This is a genomic window from Acinetobacter sp. CAU_H_S170_2 (assembly GCF_058890445.1).
In genome coordinates this window covers 301,199-321,443 of sequence record NZ_JBZYAE010000001.1, presented here as the reverse complement: position 1 = coordinate 321,443, position 20,245 = coordinate 301,199, and the positions used below count along the sequence as shown (strand labels likewise).

At 43.9% G+C, this 20,245-nt stretch carries 16 protein-coding genes, 2 tRNA genes and 2 rRNA genes; 7 read left to right on the top strand and 13 right to left on the bottom strand.

Annotated features, from left to right (window positions below; genetic code table 11):
- Positions 1-41: 41 nt before the first annotated feature.
- The 7 genes from AC5EUN_RS01615 to AC5EUN_RS01585 form a co-directional block, all read right to left on the bottom strand.
- Positions 42-2,935, bottom strand: a 23S ribosomal RNA gene (locus tag AC5EUN_RS01615).
- 395 nt (positions 2,936-3,330) lie between these two features.
- A tRNA-Ala gene (locus AC5EUN_RS01610) sits at positions 3,331-3,406 on the bottom strand.
- Between the two features lie 67 nt (positions 3,407-3,473).
- Positions 3,474-3,550 (bottom strand) — tRNA-Ile (locus AC5EUN_RS01605).
- Positions 3,551-3,611: 61 nt separating this feature from the next.
- A 16S ribosomal RNA gene (locus AC5EUN_RS01600) occupies positions 3,612-5,149 on the bottom strand.
- Together the 16S and 23S rRNA genes with 2 tRNA genes alongside form the textbook arrangement of a ribosomal RNA operon.
- Positions 5,150-5,585: 436 nt before the next feature.
- Positions 5,586-6,659 carry a DUF6670 family protein gene (locus AC5EUN_RS01595; RefSeq protein ID WP_131230629.1) on the bottom strand — a complete coding sequence of 358 codons (1,074 nt, stop codon included), beginning with the start codon at positions 6,657-6,659 and terminating at the stop codon, positions 5,586-5,588.
- Positions 6,660-6,686: 27 nt separating this feature from the next.
- Complete coding sequence (gene pssA, locus AC5EUN_RS01590) at positions 6,687-7,517, bottom strand: CDP-diacylglycerol--serine O-phosphatidyltransferase (protein WP_004977822.1); 831 nt, start codon at positions 7,515-7,517, stop codon at positions 6,687-6,689.
- A gap of 43 nt (positions 7,518-7,560) precedes the next feature.
- Entirely contained in the window at positions 7,561-8,418 is an 858-nt protein-coding gene (locus AC5EUN_RS01585; RefSeq protein ID WP_004691214.1) for a 23S rRNA (adenine(2030)-N(6))-methyltransferase RlmJ, read from the bottom strand.
- Positions 8,419-8,533: 115 nt separating this feature from the next.
- Here AC5EUN_RS01585 and AC5EUN_RS01580 point away from each other — a divergent pair, with 115 nt between their 5' ends.
- Positions 8,534-9,136: a 2OG-Fe(II) oxygenase gene (locus tag AC5EUN_RS01580; RefSeq protein ID WP_131230631.1), complete on the top strand. Its 603-nt coding sequence runs from the start codon at positions 8,534-8,536 to the stop codon at positions 9,134-9,136.
- Positions 9,137-9,208: 72 nt separating this feature from the next.
- Positions 9,209-9,736, top strand: a complete 528-nt coding sequence (locus AC5EUN_RS01575) for a hypothetical protein (RefSeq protein ID WP_131230633.1) — start codon at positions 9,209-9,211, stop codon at positions 9,734-9,736.
- 85 nt (positions 9,737-9,821) lie between these two features.
- Here the strand turns inward: AC5EUN_RS01575 and AC5EUN_RS01570 are convergent, their stop codons facing one another.
- From AC5EUN_RS01570 to AC5EUN_RS01550, 5 genes are all read right to left on the bottom strand, one after another.
- Positions 9,822-10,079: a DUF2789 family protein gene (locus AC5EUN_RS01570; protein ID WP_004691219.1), complete on the bottom strand. Its 258-nt coding sequence runs from the start codon at positions 10,077-10,079 to the stop codon at positions 9,822-9,824.
- Positions 10,080-10,184: 105 nt separating this feature from the next.
- The gene (locus tag AC5EUN_RS01565) at positions 10,185-10,445 is read right to left on the bottom strand and encodes a DUF2789 family protein (RefSeq protein WP_004691222.1); all 261 of its coding nucleotides are present in this window, start codon (positions 10,443-10,445) and stop codon (positions 10,185-10,187) included.
- Positions 10,446-10,619: 174 nt separating this feature from the next.
- Positions 10,620-11,606: a malate dehydrogenase gene (locus AC5EUN_RS01560; RefSeq protein WP_004691225.1), complete on the bottom strand. Its 987-nt coding sequence runs from the start codon at positions 11,604-11,606 to the stop codon at positions 10,620-10,622.
- Positions 11,607-11,775: 169 nt separating this feature from the next.
- Entirely contained in the window at positions 11,776-12,438 is a 663-nt protein-coding gene (locus tag AC5EUN_RS01555) for a ribonuclease T2 family protein (RefSeq protein WP_131230636.1), read from the bottom strand.
- An 18-nt stretch (positions 12,439-12,456) separates the two neighbouring features.
- Positions 12,457-14,424: a lytic transglycosylase domain-containing protein gene (locus tag AC5EUN_RS01550; RefSeq protein WP_131230638.1), complete on the bottom strand. Its 1,968-nt coding sequence runs from the start codon at positions 14,422-14,424 to the stop codon at positions 12,457-12,459.
- 310 nt (positions 14,425-14,734) lie between these two features.
- On the opposite strand from AC5EUN_RS01550, the gene miaB reads away from it, so the two are divergent.
- The 4 genes from miaB (at position 14,735) to AC5EUN_RS01530 (ending at position 18,356) form a co-directional block, all read left to right on the top strand.
- Positions 14,735-16,192 carry a tRNA (N6-isopentenyl adenosine(37)-C2)-methylthiotransferase MiaB gene (miaB, locus tag AC5EUN_RS01545; RefSeq protein WP_078389866.1) on the top strand — a complete coding sequence of 486 codons (1,458 nt, stop codon included), beginning with the start codon at positions 14,735-14,737 and terminating at the stop codon, positions 16,190-16,192.
- Positions 16,193-16,230: 38 nt separating this feature from the next.
- Positions 16,231-17,307 carry a PhoH family protein gene (locus AC5EUN_RS01540; protein ID WP_004977846.1) on the top strand — a complete coding sequence of 359 codons (1,077 nt, stop codon included), beginning with the start codon at positions 16,231-16,233 and terminating at the stop codon, positions 17,305-17,307.
- 57 nt (positions 17,308-17,364) lie between these two features.
- Positions 17,365-17,844, top strand: coding sequence for an rRNA maturation RNase YbeY (ybeY, locus tag AC5EUN_RS01535; RefSeq protein ID WP_078389867.1), 480 nt, complete (start codon positions 17,365-17,367; stop codon positions 17,842-17,844).
- Between the two features lie 101 nt (positions 17,845-17,945).
- Entirely contained in the window at positions 17,946-18,356 is a 411-nt protein-coding gene (locus tag AC5EUN_RS01530) for a hypothetical protein (RefSeq protein ID WP_125274118.1), read from the top strand.
- A gap of 45 nt (positions 18,357-18,401) precedes the next feature.
- Here the strand turns inward: AC5EUN_RS01530 and AC5EUN_RS01525 are convergent, their stop codons facing one another.
- The gene (locus AC5EUN_RS01525) at positions 18,402-19,259 is read right to left on the bottom strand and encodes an energy transducer TonB (RefSeq protein WP_062032467.1); all 858 of its coding nucleotides are present in this window, start codon (positions 19,257-19,259) and stop codon (positions 18,402-18,404) included.
- Between the two features lie 260 nt (positions 19,260-19,519).
- Between AC5EUN_RS01525 and AC5EUN_RS01520 the strand changes: the two genes are divergently transcribed.
- Positions 19,520-20,197: a hypothetical protein gene (locus AC5EUN_RS01520; RefSeq protein WP_125274119.1), complete on the top strand. Its 678-nt coding sequence runs from the start codon at positions 19,520-19,522 to the stop codon at positions 20,195-20,197.
- The last annotated feature ends 48 nt before the right edge of the window (positions 20,198-20,245 follow it).

Here is a 20,245-nt window from a genome sequence, read left to right as displayed (position 1 = left end):
TGCAGTGATTTGAACCACAACACCAACTGTTTGGGTGTTGTATAGTCAAGCCTCACGAGCAATTAGTATTGGTCAGCTTCACATATCACTATGCTTCCACATCCAACCTATCAACGTCGTAGTCTTCAACGGCTCTTTAGAGGACATAAAGTCCTAGGGAAATCTTATCTTGAGGTAGGCTTCCCGCTTAGATGCTTTCAGCGGTTATCCCTTCCGAACATAGCTACCCGGCGATGCGACTGGCGTCACAACCGGTACACCAGAGGTTCGTCCACTCTGGTCCTCTCGTACTAGGAGCAGATCCTCTCAAATTTCCAACGCCCACGGTAGATAGGGACCGAACTGTCTCACGACGTTCTAAACCCAGCTCGCGTACCTCTTTAAATGGCGAACAGCCATACCCTTGGGACCTGCTTCAGCCCCAGGATGAGATGAGCCGACATCGAGGTGCCAAACACCGCCGTCGATATGAACTCTTGGGCGGTATCAGCCTGTTATCCCCAGAGTACCTTTTATCCGTTGAGCGATGGCCCTTCCATACAGAACCACCGGATCACTAAGACCTACTTTCGTACCTGCTCGACTTGTGGGTCTCGCAGTTAAGCGCGCTTTTGCCTTTATACTCTACGCGTGATTTCCGACCACGCTGAGCGCACCTTCGTACTCCTCCGTTACTCTTTAGGAGGAGACCGCCCCAGTCAAACTACCCACCAGACATGGTCCTCGCTCCAGATAATGGAGCAGAGTTAGAACCTCAATATTACCAGGGTGGTATTTCAAGATTGGCTCCACCGAAACTAGCGTCTCGGTTTCAAAGCCTCCCACCTATCCTACACAAGTAAGATCAAAGTTCAATGTCAAGCTGCAGTAAAGGTTCACGGGGTCTTTCCGTCTAGCCGCGGGTACACCGCATCTTCACGGCGAATTCGATTTCACTGAGTCTCTGCTGGAGACAGCGCCCCCATCATTATGCCATTCGTGCAGGTCGGAACTTACCCGACAAGGAATTTCGCTACCTTAGGACCGTTATAGTTACGGCCGCCGTTTACTGGGGCTTCGATCAAGAGCTTCGCTTACGCTAACCCCATCAATTAACCTTCCAGCACCGGGCAGGCATCACACCCTATACGTCCACTTTCGTGTTTGCAGAGTGCTATGTTTTTAATAAACAGTTGCAGGGGCCTGGTTTCTGTGGCTGCCAATAGCTCAAGGAGTAAATCCTATCACCGTCGGCAGCGTACCTTCTCCCGAAGTTACGGTACCATTTTGCCTAGTTCCTTCAGCAGAGTTCTCTCAAGCGCTTTGGTCTACTCGACCTGACCACCTGTGTCGGTTTCGGGTACGATTCCTATGTAACTGAAGCTTAGAGACTTTTCCTGGAAGCATGGTATCAGCCACTTCACTGTACAAGTACAGCTTGCTATCAGTTCTCAGCATAGAGTACCCCGGATTTGCCTAAGATACATGCCTACAACCTTCCACCTGGACAACCAACGCCAGGCTGACTTAACCTTCTCCGTCCTCTCATCGCATTACATAGAAGTATTGGAATATTAACCAATTTCCCATCGACTACGCCTCTCGGCCTCGCCTTAGGGGTCGACTCACCCAGCCCCGATTAACGTTGGACTGGAACCCTTGGTCTTTCAGCGTGCGAGTTTTTCACTCGCATTGTCGTTACTCACGTCAGCATTCGCACTTCTGATACCTCCAGCATACTTCTCAATACACCTTCATCGGCTTACAGAACGCTCCCCTACCACTTGCAATAAATTGCAAATCCGCAGCTTCGGCATATAGTTTTAGCCCCGTTACATCTTCCGCGCAGGCCGACTCGACTAGTGAGCTATTACGCTTTCTTTAAAGGGTGGCTGCTTCTAAGCCAACCTCCTAGCTGTCTATGCCTTCCCACATCGTTTCCCACTTAACTATAATTTTGGGGCCTTAGCTGGCGGTCTGGATTGTTTTCCTCTTGACTACGGACGTTAGCACCCGCAGTCTGTCTCCCGGATAGTACTCATTGGTATTCGGAGTTTGCATCGGTTTGGTAAGTCGGGATGACCCCCTAGCCGAAACAGTGCTCTACCCCCAATGGTATTCGTCCGAGGCGCTACCTAAATAGCTTTCGGGGAGAACCAGCTATCACCGAGTTTGATTAGCCTTTCACCCCTATCCACAAGTCATCCCCTGGCTTTTCAACGACAGTGGGTTCGGTCCTCCAGTTAGTGTTACCCAACCTTCAACCTGCTCATGGATAGATCACCCGGTTTCGGGTCTACACCCAGCAACTAAACGCCCTATTAAGACTCGATTTCTCTACGGCTCCCCTATTCGGTTAACCTCGCTACTGAATGTAAGTCGCTGACCCATTATACAAAAGGTACGCAGTCACCGAACAAGTCGGCTCCCACTGCTTGTATGCATGCGGTTTCAGGATCTATTTCACTCCCCTCACAGGGGTTCTTTTCGCCTTTCCCTCACGGTACTGGTTCACTATCGGTCAGTCAGGAGTATTTAGCCTTGGAGGATGGTCCCCCCATATTCAGACAAGGTTTCACGTGCCCCGCCCTACTCGACATCATCATATAAGCCCTTTCGTGTACAGGACTATCACCCACTATGGTTGCACTTCCCAGAGCATTCCACTAGAACTTATATGACTTAATGGGCTTTTCCCCGTTCGCTCGCCGCTACTGAGGGAATCTCAATTGATTTCTTTTCCTAAGGGTACTGAGATGTTTCACTTCCCCTCGTTCGCCTCGTATGACTATGTATTCATCATACGATACCTGCCTTATGACAGGTGGGTTTCCCCATTCAGAAATCTCCGGATCACAGGATATTTGCCGCCTCCCCGGAGCTTATCGCAGGCTATTACGTCTTTCATCGCCTCTGACTGCCAAGGCATCCACCACATGCACTTAATTACTTGACTATACAACCCCAAACAGTCGTTAATCCCTACAAGTAGGATTAAGACAGTCTATGATGATTTCTCATCACTTCCTTACAGTTTGTTGTTCTGTGTACTTAAACACTGTACAGCTTCAATTCAATTCACATACCAAAACGCTTGATTCAGTTAATTTCGCTAGTAACTCATTTCTTCAATCTTCATCAATCAGTAATAAATCACTGTTAATGTCAATCTTAAAAACGAGTATGAACAAATTATTTCAACTCAAATATATTCTGTTAATGATTTTTCCAGCCTTCGTCAGGTCAGGAAACTGTGATAAATCACAGAAGTTAATAAAATGCAAACTAATGTCTACTTCTTACTAATTTCTATAATCTAACTACTTAGCTTATATATTGATGAACAATATATGGTGGAGACTAGGAGAGTCGAACTCCTGACCTCCTGCGTGCAAAGCAGGCGCTCTACCAACTAAGCTAAGTCCCCAGCTTATCAATAAGTCAATGTTTCTGTTTTCTGTATTCAGCATTTAACAATGCTTGTTAGTCAGATTTGGTGGGTCTGACAAGACTTGAACTTGTGACCCCACGCTTATCAAGCGTGTGCTCTAACCAACTGAGCTACAGACCCTCAGATACATCGTCATGAAGAACAACTTGTTGTGGATTCTTACCAATCGTCAATCTTTCGTTAAGGAGGTGATCCAGCCGCAGGTTCCCCTACGGCTACCTTGTTACGACTTCACCCCAGTCATCGGCCACACCGTGGTAAGCGTCCTCCTTGCGGTTAGACTACCTACTTCTGGTGCAACAAATTCCCATGGTGTGACGGGCGGTGTGTACAAGGCCCGGGAACGTATTCACCGCGGCATTCTGATCCGCGATTACTAGCGATTCCGACTTCATGGAGTCGAGTTGCAGACTCCAATCCGGACTACGATCGGCTTTTTGAGATTAGCATCCTATCGCTAGGTAGCAACCCTTTGTACCGACCATTGTAGCACGTGTGTAGCCCTGGTCGTAAGGGCCATGATGACTTGACGTCGTCCCCGCCTTCCTCCAGTTTGTCACTGGCAGTATCCTTAAAGTTCCCGGCTTAACCCGCTGGCAAATAAGGAAAAGGGTTGCGCTCGTTGCGGGACTTAACCCAACATCTCACGACACGAGCTGACGACAGCCATGCAGCACCTGTATGTAAGTTCCCGAAGGCACCAATCCATCTCTGGAAAGTTCTTACTATGTCAAGACCAGGTAAGGTTCTTCGCGTTGCATCGAATTAAACCACATGCTCCACCGCTTGTGCGGGCCCCCGTCAATTCATTTGAGTTTTAGTCTTGCGACCGTACTCCCCAGGCGGTCTACTTATCGCGTTAGCTGCGCCACTAAAGCCTCAAAGGCCCCAACGGCTAGTAGACATCGTTTACGGCATGGACTACCAGGGTATCTAATCCTGTTTGCTCCCCATGCTTTCGTACCTCAGCGTCAGTATTAGGCCAGATGGCTGCCTTCGCCATCGGTATTCCTCCAGATCTCTACGCATTTCACCGCTACACCTGGAATTCTACCATCCTCTCCCATACTCTAGCTTCCCAGTATCGAATGCAATTCCTAAGTTAAGCTCAGGGATTTCACATCCGACTTAAAAAGCCGCCTACGCACGCTTTACGCCCAGTAAATCCGATTAACGCTCGCACCCTCTGTATTACCGCGGCTGCTGGCACAGAGTTAGCCGGTGCTTATTCTGCGAGTAACGTCCACTATCCTAGAGTATTAATCCAAGTAGCCTCCTCCTCGCTTAAAGTGCTTTACAACCAAAAGGCCTTCTTCACACACGCGGCATGGCTGGATCAGGCTTTCGCCCATTGTCCAATATTCCCCACTGCTGCCTCCCGTAGGAGTCTGGGCCGTGTCTCAGTCCCAGTGTGGCGGATCATCCTCTCAGACCCGCTACAGATCGTCGCCTTGGTAGGCCTTTACCCCACCAACTAGCTAATCTGACTTAGGCTCATCTATTAGCGCAAGGTCCGAAGATCCCCTGCTTTCCCCCGTAGGGCGTATGCGGTATTAGCATTCCTTTCGGAATGTTGTCCCCCACTAATAGGCAGATTCCTAAGCATTACTCACCCGTCCGCCGCTAGGTCAGGTAGCAAGCTACCCTTCCCCGCTCGACTTGCATGTGTTAAGCCTGCCGCCAGCGTTCAATCTGAGCCATGATCAAACTCTTCAGTTAAAATCATTAGTAGCTTATGGCTACAAATCTTGGCTCATCAATTTTCTGACAAATATTTCTCAAATAAACTTCGAGTAATTTTTACCTTCAATCAATGAAATATTTTCGATCGATCAATCAGTAAAAATCCACACAAGTTGTTCTTCATAATCTCTTAATGATCTTCTTGCTGATTCGTCATCAGCAAGCTAGGTCGGCTATACTACTCTCTTTCCAGAGAAAGTCAACTGGTTTTGTTAATTATTTTTAAACCTATTCAAGACTTCCAGATTCTACCGCTTGGGCTAAATCCTTGTTTCTCAACAAGTTTTAATCAATATCACCACCGATGGATGTGCATTCTACAGTATTTCCAAACCAACACAACCCCCTTTACTCAATTATTTATAAAAAAACCTCCAACTGTTTACTTATTCGGCAAAATGTCGCTTTTTTCTTATTTTTTGAGTGAAAAGGGAACAATTTCTCCAATTTCATTTCGATTTTTTTCTTGTGATTTTTTTTCTTGCCACTTTAATGCACGACAATCCACATATTCACAATAACCACTTTCGCCTTGTTCCTCATAATTATCCATTTTGAGTTGATATTTAAAGCTACCTACATAACCCGCAGCCAAACCAAATTTAAAATCACCACGACTTTGAGCGTAAAGATGAATGTGATGTCCCTGCTCATCTTGATAATGCCATTCAAACTCTCGCGGTAAATACATTTTTTGCCCATTGGGAGTTTTCACAGCAGGATAAACACGATGAACTTGAAAGCGCACCATCCGATCAAACATATGGGTTTGTTGTTTTTGTAAATCACGTATATAGATACGTGACTGTACAATTCGATTAAACGAATCTCGAATTTGTTCTAACAATAACTGACGCTGATCTACTAGATTAATGACTTGATATGTGAAAAACGCTAAGGGTAAATAACTAAAGTCGATACTGCGCGCGTATTCAAAAGCTCCCAACTGGTCAATGTCAAAGCACTGTTCTTTATATTTAACTTCTCCCTGACATCGACACAATACAGACCAATGCTCAGCAAGACCAAAACGCAATTTGGTGAAATGTGAAATCAGCGGCGTTGTTGTAATTTCAATCTCAAAACTCAATTCTGTGTCTTTTCTTTGAATTTGAAATTTTGGGAACGCTCCCATGAGTTGTTCTTTGTTGGCAAATTTAAATGTTTTTTCTTGAAATGAACATTCCACAGAAATTGAATAGCGGTTCAGTTGCCCAGCCATATGTGGGCTACTGCTGGCCAATACCGTAGCAGTATCTAAAGGTGTAGTTCTGATTGCACTATTATTGCGAAACATAGGCGTATTGGGCTGACCAATCATGCTCAAAAAATTTAAATAATGCAGTGGTGCAGGAAGATTGGGAATGGTTAAAGCTTGATGAATAATTTTATATTTTTTATTGGGCGGATGATAAGCAGGGAGTGACCCTGAAGGAGCCTGATTAAGTTGTTTAGACTGATCGAGAAAATCTTGAAACAACCACATATCATACTCCTTCTACATATCATTAACTCATGATGGGCTGTGCTGACGTCGTGCTAAAAACGTAGTAATAAAGCCAGATAATGCATAAATCAAGGAAATGACCAAAATACCGACAGGAATATTGTAAGTTATTGCAGCAAAAATAAAGACCGCGATAGGAAGGACAAAAAATGGTACTCGTTTACGATCTACCGTTTTAAATGAATAATATTTAATATTCGAAATCATGAGGAGCCCCACAGACACAATCACTGCTGCACTGATGGCTTGAATACCCCGCTCACGAATATCAAAAATTTCGGGGAAATCGAGTCCGACCCAAACCAATGAAATAATAATAATGGCAGCAAGTGGACTAGCTACACCAATAAAGTAACGCTTATCGACCACACCAATTTGCACATTAAAACGAGCTAGACGGAACGCAGCACAGGCAGTGTAGACAAAACAACACGCCAAACCTATGCGACCGAGCGAATCCAAACTCCAGCTATACATCAAAATAGCGGGTGCAACACCGAACGCCAATAGATCAGATAAAGAATCATACTGTTCACCAAAAGCACTCTGCGCACCAATGGCTCGTGCAACACGGCCATCTAAGCCATCCAACAACGCTGCCAAGAAAATGGCATAAATCGCTTGCTGGAAGTTGCCATTCATACTGGCAATGATGGAATAAAAGCCTGACAACAACGCTGCCGTTGTAATCAGGTTCGGCCACAAATAAATACCTCGACGTTTTACTTTTTGACCTTCCTGTGTGTGCTCTTCTTCTTCTACCTCAAAAGTAATCCCATCAAAAGTAGGCGTACTGCGGGGTGAAGATTCGCTTTCAGGTTTATTTATATTTGTCATTCTCTGTCGATCCTAATGTAGCCTTTTCTCTTATAGTCTATCTTTATTCGCCAACTAACCAACGAACAGCAGCATGACCACCATTTTCACTCATACGCAAATGTGGGAATAACCATTGTAGCGCTTCATCTGCATCTTCAGAAAACTTCCAAGGTGGGTTAATCACCAATAGACCACAACCGTTTAAGCCCACTGGAGTGTCATCTGGCCAAACACATACTTCACAGATCAACTGACGGCGAATACCGGTTTTAATCATTTTCTTTTCAAAACGATCAATCATGGCACGGTCTTTGATTGGATACCAAATTGCAAACACACCCGTTGGCCATTTTTTATATGCAGTCGCTATGAGATCAACCAATTGAGGGAAATCTTTACGCTCCACTTCGTAAGGTGGATCAATCATCACCAAACCGCGTTTTTCTTTGGGTGGAATAACGCCAAATAGCCCTTCATACGCATCGCGCTCATGTAAGCCCGCGCGTTTGTCACGAACGTTGTAATACAACTGTTGGAATACATCACGCTGCATTTCAAAAATGGTGGCTTTATCGATTTCGCGCATACCTTCCAATGCAAACCACGGCGAACCTGGATAAGCGCCCTTACCTGAACCTTCACGCATTTTTTCAACAATTTTTAAATACTGCTGAACACCTTCAGGCGCATTACGCTTAATCGAGTCATCAAGTTTTACTAAACGGTGAATACCATTTAAGAACTCACCCGACTTTTGTGCTTCTGAAGTCGATAAATCATATTTACCAGCACCGCCATGCGTATCAATATAACGATACGGTTTATCTTTTTGATTGAGGCGAGTCAAAATCTGAAGCAAAAGGACATGCTTCATGACATCTGCAAAGTTACCTGCATGGAAGTGGTGACGGTAATTCATGTTTCTATCATTCCTAAAATCAATGAGTATTTTAGCATGAAAAATAGTTTCGTTCAGATTGCTTTCATACACTAGAATAACCGTGGCTTTTCTTTGTCTTTTTTAGGTTAATGTAATGGAAGCAGTTCTTCTCCCAAAGTCTTGGAATGTTGATCAAATCCTAGATGATTTAGATCAACATGGTTTTGCCATCATTGATGACGCCTATTCTAATGACTATGTACATCAACTCATTGAAGAATGTACTTCGAACTTAAACCGCTTTCGTGAAGCCGCTATTCAAAACGGTGTCATCAGCAAGATCCGTAGTGATCACATTTTATGGCTCAATCCCGAGCTCGTTATTTCCAATCAACATGTTCAAGCCCTTTATAGTTTGGGTCAGGAACTAAATCGTGCCTTTTATCTCGGTATTCGAGACGTCGAAGCGCATTTTGCTTGCTATAACGCTGGCGAGTTTTATGCCCTACACCGTGATAATCCTCAAGGCAAAAATGGCCGCATGATTTCTACGGTCTATTATTTACACGAAGATTGGCAAGACGATTGGGGCGGTGAACTTCATCTGCAAGATAAAAATGACATTTGGCATGTACTACAGCCTAAACCGAATCGTATTGCGCTGTTTCAAAGTGACTTACTGCATGAGGTCTTAGAAGCTAAACATCAGCGTTTATCGATTACTGGATGGTTACGGAGTGACAGTACAATCCTGTGATTCAAGCAAAAAGACTTTAAATTGTAAGAAGTATCCTCATATACTGAACATCAATTGATGAGGATGTAACCGATGCGTGCCAGCAGTCAACAAATTATTCAGCGTATTGGTGAAACAGATCAACTCTACCTACAAGGCAATAGCCCTGAATTAGCCCTTGAGCGTGCTGATTTGCGCTTACAGTTAGTCACACTAAGCCAGCTGCGCCAAGAGCAAGTCCACTTTTTACAAGAAGCGGTGGTATTACTTGAGCAAGGTCGAATTGAGTTTGAGGAAATGCCTCTGTCTTTGTACCTCAATTTGTCTTTGCACCTTGCCAAGGCTTATATGCTGTACTTTGAAATCACCAAAGAAGATCGCTTTGCTTTGATTACACAGCAAATTTTAAAACCATTGACCAGCTATGGTCAGGGCGATATTTACCTGTTTTTGGCCTATGCCTCGGTCAGTCGAAAAGAGTTGGCATTGGCACGACACTGGCTTGGCAAATATACGAAAAGTAACGAGTTTGATTTCGTTTTACTACGTGAACATGCCGCTTTTGTTGACCTTCATCAAGAAGATTGGTTTATCAAGCTGATGCAAAGTAAATTGCACTAAAATGTACAAATAAAAAAACGCCTGAAATCAGGCGTTTTCTTATGGGTCAATTCTACTATTCAAATGACAACGGCATAAAATCAATTTAGGCAGTTTGAAGTTTATAAGCATCGAGATGTAGCTGTTGATTAAGTTCATCAACCATAATCGCCCAATCATCATCTTGAACCAAATGACTGATTAATAGCGCACGTTGAGCGGAATTCCAAAACGGTGCATCGTGTAAAGACTGATGAGCAGGAAGTTGATGCGTACGAATATATAATTCGATGGCAGCCGCACTATTGGCGAGTCCCAGTTGCGAAAATAAAAGCTCTAAGGATGGTTTATGTTGACTGAGCATCTCGGCCTCCTTATCAATACTACTGTCAATTATTATTAAATTAACTTATATGTATTTTCTAAAAAAACCTAGTCATAAAACTAGGTTTGTTGTTTCAATTTGTGATTATAAATGACACGATCCTGAAAGCGTATGTTCTGTATGCAATTGTTCATTTAACAGGTCGACCACCATTGCCCATTCATCATCTTTTTTCCAATTACTGATAATGAAGTCATGCTGTGCTTTTGACCAAAAGGGTGCTTTATGCAATGGAACGTCTGAAGTAAGTTGGTGTGTTTCAATAAACTGATCGATTGCTTCTGCACTCGCATCAAGCCCCAATTGTTCAAATAAAAGTTCTAAAGTCGGTTGTTGGTCAAACATCATTGTTCTCCTCAAGCCCTGATCATGCCCTTTTAGAATAAACCTTTGCCCATCTATGCTCAGTTGTATCTACATCACAGCATGTTATTTTTTGTTCAATACGGGCCCCATATAAAAAAAGCACCCCAAATGGAGTGCTTTTTCAAAACAGATCTTGAACCGATCGGTTTTTAATTATTTAAGCATGTCAGCAATTGCTGCGCGCTCTTCTTCAAGTTCTTGAAGAGTTTTGTCCATACGCTCACGGCTGAACGCATCGATTTCTAAGCCTTCAACACGTGTGTATTCGCCATTTTCGCAAGTTACAGGAACGCCGTACATTACGCCTTCAGGAATACCATAAGAACCGTCAGAAGGAATACCCATCGTTACCCATTCGCCATTTGTGCCAAGAGCCCAATCGCGCATATGGTCGATCGCAGCGTTCGCAGCTGAAGCTGCTGAAGACAAACCACGCGCTTCGATAATCGCAGCACCACGTTTACCAACAGTTGGAAGGAATACATTCGCGTTCCAGTCAGCATCGTTGATTTTGTCTTTTAAGCTTTCGCCGTTTACAGTTGCAAAACGGTAGTCAGCATACATTGTTGGAGAGTGGTTACCCCAAACAGTCATGTTTTTGATGTCTGCTACAGCAACACCCGCTTTTTGAGCAATTTGAGTCAACGCACGGTTGTGGTCAAGACGTAACATTGCTGTAAAGTTTTTCGCTGGAAGATCTGGAGCAGATTTCATTGCGATGTAAGCATTTGTATTTGCAGGGTTACCTACAACAAGTACTTTAACGTCACGGCTAGCAACTTCGTTTAGTGCTTGACCTTGACCGATGAAGATTTCACCGTTCACTTTCAATAAGTCAGCACGTTCCATACCAGGACCACGTGGACGTGAACCAACCAATAACGCGTAGTCAGCATCTTTAAATGCAACTTTTGGATCATCAGTACCGATCATGCCAGCCAATAATGGGAAAGCACAGTCGTCTAATTCCATCATTACGCCTTTAAGCGCAGCTTGAGCTTTCTCAAAAGGAACTTCTAACAATTGCAGAATAACTGGTTGGTCTTTACCTAACATTTCGCCACTAGCGATACGGAATAATAGGCTATAACCGATTTGACCAGCAGCGCCAGTAACGGCAACGCGAACAGGTTGCTTCATGTACTTATCTCCATTTGAGGAACGTTATATGATTAAATAGCTGTTCTATCTAATCTTAATAATCATAAACGGCAAAGATTGTACTCCAATACTTTGGCAGATGCATGTAAAAGAGAATGAATTCCAACAAAAGTATGATAGGAAATATAAATTAATTTAGGGAAAGAGATTAGTAAGAACCCTTGATCGCAAAAGAATTTGGGCAGTTTTCTTGTATATTCTCTGCACAACCTTTGTACTGACCATTGGGTTTATAACAAACTTTGACTTCGGTCAAAATATTGGTTTGACGGTGAGTACGGCAGCTAAAACGTAACCCGCTTGCAGGCAGTCCAGGATTCAAACGTTGGAACTGTCCACGTAAGCTATGCAGTTGCGCGGTTTTATTTTCAGATGAAGTCAAATCTGCGGGGATTTTTAAACGTTCTGCATAATTAATCACGTTACGGAAATATTGACTGGCACTCATCGGCACACACCCCCCAATCTCTGCCCACAACTGACGACGTGCATGCTCATCGGGCATGACCCTAGCCACCACTTTAGTTTGAAGCGGAGACAATACAGCTGAAGACTTGGTCTGACACTCTCGTGTCGTGGTTTCAGGGTACAAGCCTGTAATATTGAGTGAATAGCCTTCCAAACATTTCCGTTTCTTTGAGCCTTGGTTATCGAACAAACACACGGCGGGTGTCATTTGAACTTCCATCACATAGCCAAACACGGTCGGTGTTGCATGGGCTGATGTCGCAAAAAACCCCATAGCAATGCCGCTGCTGATCAACAGCAGAAGCTTTTGCGTTAAGACTGATTGGGATGACATCAAAACCATAAAATGCCTAGGCCTTTATTATTGACTTCTAAATGGAATATTTTGCATGCGCTGGGTGATTGACTGTGGGCCCTGTCCAAGCAGAACACCATAATGTGTCGCATTACTCATGACATGCTTAACGTAATCGCGAGTTTCAGTCAGAGGAATACTTTCTGTGTATTGATCCGCCGCAATCGGCTGATTATCAGGCTGCCAACGGCGCGCACGATTTGGCCCTGCGTTATAACCTGCTGTGGCAAGTACAGGACTGTTGCTTAATTGGCTTTGAATCATGGACAAGTAGAATGTGCCATAACGAACATTGGTATTCATATCACTCAGTGCAGCAGGATTATAGGTTTCACCCATTTGTCTAGCGACTAGTTTTGCCGTATCTGGCATGATTTGCATCAAACCACCTGCCCCCACATGCGAGCGAGCATGGGTAACAAATCGGCTTTCTTGGCGCATTAATCCATACGCCCATGCAGGATCTATGCCTGCATTGCGACTATGGCTGACCACATAGCTTTGATGCGGCATGGCATAACGATAACTGTAGTTATGTTGCTTGACGGTTCGATCGGCTGCATAGATCGCGCGGTCATACCATCCCATTTCGGTTGCACGTTTGGCAGCAGCCAAAATTAAGCCATCATCTTGTTTTAAATACGCTTGTCGAACTGCCCAATTCCATTCACGGTTGACATAATTGTCTGGCGCATTGACGTTGCGCAGTGCAAAAGCGCGGCTAAAGTGAATATCTTGACTCAAACGCTGCGCATCCGCATTGCTCGGTTGGGTATTTGCTGGAATCGTTTGATAACGCTGACCAATACGATCTTTTGCCAATAAGTTATGATAATCGTCACCTACTGACAATTTTTTGAAGATCTCGCGCGCCAGTGCTTTTGATTTTGCATCACCACGTTGTTCTGAAGCACGGGCTAACCAATACTGCCAGCGATCTTCTTGTTTCTGCGTCACACTCATGCCATCAATGGCACGAATGACACTCTCCCATGCGCCGAAACGAATGGCTTGGCGTGCATAAATTTCAGCTTCTTCTTCACTCAGTGCTAAACCATAGCTCCGATCGAAAGCTTGCAACACTTCGACATTAAAATTATTTTTCATGACGGTTGTGCCACCGATATACCCCACAGCACGGTACAACGCTTTTTGCACCGACTCTGGTGTTCCCTCTGCAGCACGCTTGACCGACGCCAGTGCAGTATTTAGATCACTGTCGGCTAAACGGCCAATGGCATAAATTAAATATGCTTGATCTGCCGCCGACGCTTTCGGTGCGGACCAGAGATAGTTCAGTGGATCGGCTTGAATACTATTCAGCTGCGCCAAAGACAGATTCATGCCAATGGTTTGTGCGGTTGCAACCGCTTGACCTGACTGCCCTGCACGCAGCTGCGCCCATAAACGTTGTTGTTTGTCTTGTTCCGTCATCAGTGGACTAGACAACATCATGCGCCCCAGCCCTGTACAAGACTCAGGTTGTGAGTTGGTGGTGAGCCAAACATCTTTATATTCGGCAAAAACCAAAGGATCGCCTGACTTGGCACGGACTTGCGCCATGGCGCAGCTTTCTGCGCGATCTGCATTGGACACATAGGCCAATACCGGCTGCGCGGAAGCAAAATCGGCCATTTTGACTTTTTCTTCGATGTAATCTGCTGCTAACTTCTCAGCCATGGCAGATTGCGGATAGCGCTGTGCAAATCCAACAATATTCGCCGCAGGTTGCAACGCCAAATTACTGTTAAGCACCCAGTATTCAGGATAATAGCCCAGCACATCACCCTGCATACTGCTTTGATATTGCTGTAATAAACCAACATTACCTGTATTTGTTGCACGCAAGGCATCATTAAATTGTTCATCTGCGGCATGTGTCGCTGCAGATAGACCCAAGGCAGCCACACCCAACGCAAACACTTGATAATATTTATTCTGTAATCGTTTTAACATGGGTTTGCCTTCAGTCATCTTTGGATTGCCTAGTCTCGTCTCATCATTTTCATTAGTTTAATAACTCATAACAGACTCTATTGTTCTCTTATGTAACCTTATGATTAGACAATATTAATTTTCCTGCATTTTCACTTCACAAATCAATCTTTTTAGCTTCAGATTTAAAGCTATAAGTTTATTCAGATTTCCTGCTAAAATATGCGCCTTTCGTAGATTTCACATGGTGTTTGATCGCCCTTTTTTGTCGCCAGCCAAGCTCTGCTTTCGCCGCCACAGATACCGATCAGACACAAAAACCTAGATTTATCCCCCCTTAGGAGCCTACATGACGGTTCAAACCTTCATTCCAAATGGTGCCCAAGCTGCCTCAGAAAACACTGTTACCCAGCCACAGCACACCCCAGCCATCGATGGATCAGTTAAAAAACTGTATATCGAAACGCAAGGGTGTCAGATGAATGAGTATGACAGTCACCGTATGGCAGACTTACTTGGCGACTCGCACGGTTATGTGCTGACCCAAGACCCGAAAGAAGCCGATATTCTACTCATGAATACCTGCTCGATTCGTGAAAAAGCCCAAGAAAAAGTGTTCTCTGAATTGGGTCGCTGGCGCAAGCTGAAAGACAAAAATCCGGATCTCATCATTGGTGTCGGTGGTTGTGTGGCCTCGCAAGAAGGCGACAACATTCAAAAACGTGCCAATTATGTCGACATGATTTTTGGCCCGCAAACCTTGCACCGTTTGCCACAAATGCTGGATCAGCACTTTGATCAAATCGAAAAACCCAAGAAAGAAAAAATCAAATTGGTCGATATTTCTTTCCCTGACATTGAAAAATTCGACTTTTTACCTGAACCGCGTGTGGAAGGTTACAAGGCTTTTGTTTCAATTATGGAAGGTTGTTCAAAATATTGTTCATTCTGTGTAGTGCCCTACACCCGTGGTGAAGAAGTTTCTCGCCCATTGGATGATGTTTTAGCAGAAATTGCGACATTAGCCGAAAAAGGCGTACGTGAGATTTCTTTATTGGGTCAAAACGTGAATGGTTACCGCGGTGAAACGTTCGAAGGCAATATCTGTACTTTTGCAGACTTGTTACGTCTTGTTGCAGAAATCCCGGGGATTGGGCGTTTACGCTACACCACTTCACATCCGCTTGAATTTAATGATGACTTGATTGAATGTTACCGTGACCTACCGCAAATGGTGTCGCATCTGCATTTGCCTGTACAAAGTGGCTCAAACGATGTATTGCAAGCCATGAAGCGTAACCACACCATTGATGTGTATATCGACAAAATTGCCAAATTACGTAAAGTCCGTCCTGATATGCATTTATCCAGTGACTTCATCATTGGCTTCCCGGGTGAAACCGATGCTCACTTTGAAGAAACCTATCAATTCATCAAAGATATGGACTTCGACCATTCCTACAGTTTTGTCTATTCAAAACGTCCAGGTACACCTGCATCTGATCTTGAAGACACTACCTCTGAAGAGGTAAAAAAAGAGCGTCTCAGTAAAGTTCAAAAATGGATCAAACGCTCGAGTATTGACAAGACCGATGCCATGCTCGGCACCATTCAACGTGTTTTGGTCGAGAAAGTTTCAGACAAAGATTCAAACTTACTGATTGGTACGGCGGATAACACTCGTTATGTGAGTTTTATTGGTGATGCAGCATGGATCGGACGTTTCGCCGAAATCGAAGTGACCGAGATTAAAACTTTGAATTTTGTTTATGGTGAACTCTTGAATCTTGAGCCTGACGTGGCGTAATGTAAGGGAATAGATTCTGACTACTTAAAGGAATTCTCTTGACTGCAGCGATTCGACGTACAGTAACTTTTCCTGGGGTTTCAATAGAACGTTTAAAGAGCATGCTCGGTGCTTATAACGGTCATTTGAAACAAATCGAACAGCGTTTAGATGTCACTATTTCCCATCGAGGTGATGCATTTTATGTCGATGGTGAAATGGATGCAGTTGAGAGAGCAGAAGGTCTGCTCCATCGCCTGCATGAAGAAGCAGAAAATACAGCACAAATCAGTGCCGATACCTTACACCTCATGATTCAAGGCAGTCAGACTGACCGTGAATTGCAAGAAGACCTCGACGGACAAGAGCACACTGGTTTAGATGAAGTGTGGCTCCAAACCCGTAAAGGTCGTATCAATCCACGCGGTGCCAACCAAAAGCGTTATGTGCAGCGTATTCTACAAAGCGATATTTCTTTTGGTATTGGACCTGCGGGTACAGGTAAAACCTATCTCGCAGTTGCAGCCGCAGTTGACATGCTAGAACGTAATGAAATTCAACGAATTTTATTGGTTCGCCCTGCCGTTGAAGCAGGTGAAAAACTTGGTTTTCTGCCGGGTGATTTAAGCCAAAAAATCGACCCCTATTTGCGCCCACTCTACGATGCCTTGTATGAAATGCTTGGTTTTGAAAAAGTAGCCAAACTGATTGAACGTCAAGTGATTGAAGTCGCACCACTGGCTTATATGCGTGGTCGAACTTTAAACCACTCTTTCGTGATTTTAGACGAAGCACAAAACACAACGCCTGAACAAATGAAAATGTTCCTCACACGCTTAGGCTTTGGTTCGCGCGCAGTGATTACAGGCGATATCACACAGGTCGACTTACCGCGTGGTCAGCAATCTGGTCTGGCGCATGCTTTACGCATCATCGACAAAATCAAAGAAATTCACATTACCCGCTTCCACTCTCGTGATGTGGTACGCCACCAATTAGTGCAAAAAATTGTTGAAGCTTATGAGGGATGGGATGCAGAACAACATCGCTTAACGGCTGAAGCGCGTGCTGAACGCAAAGCGCGTCAAGAGGCCTTAGTGGCTGAAAATGATGCCGCTGCCGATGCTCAGCATTAAGTTAAAGCCTGCGGGCATTTTAAAATGCCCGCAGATGTCATTATTTAAGGATCTATTTTGAAACTGAGTCTTTCTCTACAACAGGACTTTCAAGCACCTGAATTGGTCTTGAAACGTGGTTATATCAAAAAAGTTGTAGAAACTGTTTTACGCCATATTGACACACAGAGTAACTGTGAAATTGGCATTGCTTGTGTCGACCATGATGAAAGTCATAAATTGAATTTGGAATATCGCGGCAAAGATAAATCAACCAATGTGTTATCTTTCCCGAGTGACTTGCCCGATGAAATGGCGCAAATTCTTGACTCATTTCCTATTGGCGATTTAGTCATTTGCATTCCTGTGGTGCTGTTGGAAGCGAAAGAACAAAACAAAGCGCCACTGACGCATTTCACTCATATGTTGGTACATGGCACTTTGCACCTCATGGGCTATGACCATGAAACGTCAGAAGCAGATGCTGAAGAAATGGAAGGTATCGAAATTGAAATTTTGGCTAAACTCGGTTTTGAAAACCCTTATTTAGAACAATAGCTATTAGATCTGAAACAACTCACCTGATTCATCTCGATGTGTCGGGTTTATTTATGTTAAAAATAATGCAAGATGAAAAAATAAATGAAGAGATTATAAAAATGCATACATCGATTTCAAAACTACTCTGCGTTATTACCCTATTCTGCACCACGCCACTTTATGCCAAGAGCAATGATGAAAATCAAACATCCTGTCAGAAAGTAAAGTTTCAAGACACAGCTCAGGCGTGGGCTGGACATTATTATTTGCAGGGTGTTATGGAGGTCGGTTCCGAGCTTTTACTAGAGACCAACGGTAAATTTAAATGGTACTTAGCTGTCGGCTCTTTAGATCAATATGCTGAGGGGACATGGTGGAAAAATGGCAACTGCATTGGTTTAAAGGCATTGCCGAAATATAGCAAGCATTTAGAAATCTTTCCTAGCCGCCTAGATGTGGAAGAGTCTCATTTAACTGTGACTTGGATCGGTGGACGTCAAGACGGGGCCTATGTCCGCGCAACCCAATAAATCGAAGTAAGCAAAATCATCAGAGTATACTTAAAAGTGCACAGCTCAGTGCACTTCAAACTCCGCCTCTGCTGGGTCAAAACGCCATGTACGCACAATGCGTAACTCAGAAATATCCTTCATTTTGGCATCAAATCCACCGAATGGTGCGGCCTTACGCACCGACGCTTTTGCAGCCTCATCAAGCATCTCATGGCCTGAACTATCAATCAGGCGAATAGCGCGGATGCCTCCTGATGCATTTAGAATCACCATTAAACGCACTTCACCCGCCAGCCGCTGCTGTTTAGCTGCTTCTGGATAGTAACGGTTGCCATAAAATTCAACTTTCTGACGGAACTTTTCAAGATAGGCGGCCGAAATATCTTGCTTGGCTTGAATACCATCGACTGTTTTAATTTTTTGCTGACGGCTAAAGTTTTGTTGGCGTTGTAAATATTGCGCTTCAAGGCTGGCCACCATTGCTGCTTTGGCTTGAAACTGACTGTTCATTTCTTCCATGGCTTTTTTGCGCTGATTATCCTCAGCTTGTTTTTGCCAGCTTAAAGTCGTCATCAACAGTTTTTCTTCAAAATTCAGCTCACGTTTTTGTTGAATCTGCTCTAAAGTCTCGCGCTGCTGCTCACCTGTACTTTGCTCAAGCATCGGTGCAGGCATGTCACTCGACATGCGATGTGATTCACGAAAGGTCCCTGAACCTTGTTGATCGGCTTGCGCTAAAAAATCTGCATTTTCAATTTTTTGATCAGAAGGACGCAAGGTAACGGCAATTTCTTTCACTGCCGCATCATTTTCTTGAGGCATCGCAAATTGCAAAGTCAAAATCACGAGATGCAAAAATACCGCCAGTACGACGGTCGCTGTAAAAATTGGGTCTTTCCACCAATCATGAGCCAAAGGCATTACATTTATTTTTCTAAGCATCACACCAAACCGACAATTTGTCTTGTTCCCCAAAGCGCATGCGCGCAGTATAAAATAGACACAGTCTTCATTTTATTGCGTAGAATGAGACCTTGTGCCCTTTAGATTCACTGTTTCGTAAAATCATGAAAATGGTGCAATTAATTTTGCTAAACTGCAAGGTTCATGAACAGTATTTTTTAAACATTTCGACCAGAGATCTGATCGCTCAAACACGTTGATTAGCTAGGACGCCTCTTATGCAAACGCTTATTTCCAACATTTCAAATCGTTTACGCCAAGTTTATCAAAAGGCGGAAGGATTTATTGAGGATGAGCGCGAGTTTCCAATGTCTCAAGTCTTTTTAAATGCCACTTTTCAACGTTTTGTGACCGATAACGTGAGAATGTTGAAAGACCTGCATGCCGACTTACATGATGATTGGTTACGCTTATATGCCACACTCGACTATAACGGGCTCAAACTCACGCTTTCGGTAGATTTGAAACTGGCACAAATGGAGTTAAATAAAAAAACGCAGTTGATTGTATTTGAGCAAATCAGTGACACCAGTGTTCTGGATGCTGAATATCCAACGGTATTTCATAAAATTGGCGTGCGCTGTGCCCTATTCTTTTATCAAAAAGTCCTGAATCAAGACCCCTTAGGCATGATTTTAGAAAAACTGAATGTGATTAAAGTCAAAGATGATCTGCTGCATTTGGATCTGAATCGCTGGTTAGGGAAAAACCGTTCCATTATCGATACTTTAGGTAAAGTCCATGTCAATCATGCCGTATTGCGTGAAGCAGAATTGGTGGTGATCGGTAATGTCAACTTAACAGCGTTATTTAATAAGTTTTCGCAAACCTCTATCCATGACTTGATTGAACCCAATCTAGACGAAAGCACGGTCTCGCCAATTCGACAAAAATAACTCGGGATGCTGCGACTAAAATGTGACTTAAGGTGGGTAAAAGAAACA